Annotated in this window: 5 protein-coding genes; all 5 read left to right on the top strand. The window is 36.0% G+C overall.

What is annotated here, in order from left to right; translation table 11 throughout:
* Positions 1-165 precede the first annotated feature (165 nt).
* Positions 166-456 (top strand): hypothetical protein, encoded by a 291-nt coding sequence (locus U9P79_09470; protein ID MEA2104851.1) that lies wholly within the window; start codon positions 166-168, stop codon positions 454-456.
* Positions 443-661, top strand: coding sequence for a hypothetical protein (locus U9P79_09475; GenBank protein ID MEA2104852.1), 219 nt, complete (start codon positions 443-445; stop codon positions 659-661). Before U9P79_09470 ends, U9P79_09475 begins: the two co-directional genes overlap by 14 nt.
* Positions 661-888 (top strand): hypothetical protein, encoded by a 228-nt coding sequence (locus tag U9P79_09480; GenBank protein MEA2104853.1) that lies wholly within the window; start codon positions 661-663, stop codon positions 886-888. Before U9P79_09475 ends, U9P79_09480 begins: the two co-directional genes overlap by 1 nt.
* A 48-nt stretch (positions 889-936) precedes the next feature.
* Positions 937-1,104 carry a hypothetical protein gene (locus tag U9P79_09485; protein ID MEA2104854.1) on the top strand — a complete coding sequence of 56 codons (168 nt, stop codon included), beginning with the start codon at positions 937-939 and terminating at the stop codon, positions 1,102-1,104.
* Between the two features lie 55 nt (positions 1,105-1,159).
* On the top strand, positions 1,160-1,713 hold a 554-nt coding region (locus U9P79_09490; GenBank protein MEA2104855.1), incomplete at its 3' end, for a DUF3150 domain-containing protein.

Consider the following 1,713-nt stretch of genomic DNA (forward strand, 5'->3'; position numbering starts at 1 on the left):
TATTTGGTGTAGTATTCGATAATATCGATTTCGAACATCGTGGAGCGAAAATCGTTGAAATGGTTACAAAGCATTTAGGTATTTCGGAAAGAGAGTTGAGAGACAAAGTTATTGTCGATTCGCCAGATCAGGAATATTTATTTCCTAACATGAGAGGATGCTGAAATGACATTGATGGATAAGAAAATCAGGAAAGTGATAAAAGAATATTATGATCATTTGGAGCAAACAGAGATGATAGATAGAAGCGACAGAGAATCATTCCGTGATAGTCTTTATGAGTTGATTTATTTGGCTGAAAAGATAGTGGGTTTTATGCCCGACAAGGGACTGAAGTGCTGTGATAGTCAAAAAATCTGCTTATTGAATAGTTTGAGAGAATTTGAATTTGCTATCAATGGAACCAAACGAGAAGATTTTATTGCAAATAAGGAAGGTAAATATGGTAGAATTTAGTAATGCAAGGCTAGAAAATGGAAAACTCAAAACATATGACACGGTAGAAGTAGAACAGAGTAAATTGACAAGTGATTGCTGGTTGATTCAATTTAGAGGACTAGAGGCATGTGAAAGTTGCGATTTGAAAGGTACTGATGAATGCGGTGGTGGTGAAACGTTGAAGAGGCTGAAAAACATAAAAGCGTCAGAAAGGAGAAAGTAATGAAAAGATATGTTAGCGAAAGCCAAGAGAAATGGTTGAGAAGTTTGAGACTATTTTCAGAACTGGAGCCAAAGGCACAAAAAAAAGCGGAGAAAGAGGAAAAGGAATTCTGTTCAGCATTTGGATTTAAACGGGATAAACTTGAAGGAAACGATCAATTATATTTTCCTGACGGTAGAATTGCCAAAATGTCATCTTCTGAACGAAAAAAATGGTACGGGATATAGAATACGGATCAATGCTGATTTGTGTAATGCTGAAAGAAAGGGATTTGTATGTATTTGATATTAATTTGGAAAGATAGCAACAAATATCTTACTGCGAAAAAAAACGAAGACGGTTCTATTTGGCTGGCAGAAAGTTTGAAACAGGCGAATGATGCAGCAGGCGAGATCGATGGAAAAATCAATTGTGATAGAACTCGTGTGATTCCTATTGATTGATGGTGAAAAGACGATGTAGGATTATCAAAAAAAAACAAAAAGAAAGAAGGAAAAAATGAATATTCAAAACAAAGCAATGCTTGTTAATTTACACATCAAGGGATGGACAGGTGTAAAGTTAGATAGAGATGTTTCTACCCGTATAGACAGCGAGTATCAGTCCATGGATGGAGGAAAATATCAAAAAAACATTATTGCCAAGGATGAACTTAGCGAGATAAAGAAATTACAATCGGAAACGAGAAGATATTTCCGCGATAACACTTTACCTTGGGATAATAGTGGCGCTAGGCTGTTGCCTACAGCACATTATTTTGAGTTTATCAGAATAATGAATGAATTAAAAACCAAGATAAAGAAATCTGAGGATCGATTTATTCAGGCATATCCTCAATTGAAAACCCAGGCGGCAATACGTCTTGGGAAAATGTATAAAATGGATGATTATCCCCCTGTCGAAGAAGTGAAGGATAAATACCATTTCGAAATGGAAATTAATGCAATTCCTGTTTCGAAAGATATCCGTTTTTCATTGTCTGATTCGGAAGTTACGAAAATCAGGAACGACATTGATTCACGGACACGTCTTCGTATTCAATCCGCAGTAAC

Source organism: Candidatus Cloacimonadota bacterium (genome assembly GCA_034661015.1).
GTDB lineage: Bacteria > Cloacimonadota > Cloacimonadia > JGIOTU-2 > JGIOTU-2 > JAYEKN01.

Bases quoted from the DNA above. Each gene is read 5' to 3' on its own strand.
- U9P79_09470 (MEA2104851.1), top strand. From the start codon at position 166: ATGACATTGATGGATAAGAAAATCAGGAAAGTGATAAAAGAATATTAT.
- U9P79_09485 (MEA2104854.1), top strand. From the start codon at position 937: ATGTATTTGATATTAATTTGGAAAGATAGCAACAAATATCTTACTGCG.
- U9P79_09480 (MEA2104853.1), top strand. From the start codon at position 661: ATGAAAAGATATGTTAGCGAAAGCCAAGAGAAATGGTTGAGAAGTTTG.
- U9P79_09475 (MEA2104852.1), top strand. From the start codon at position 443: ATGGTAGAATTTAGTAATGCAAGGCTAGAAAATGGAAAACTCAAAACA.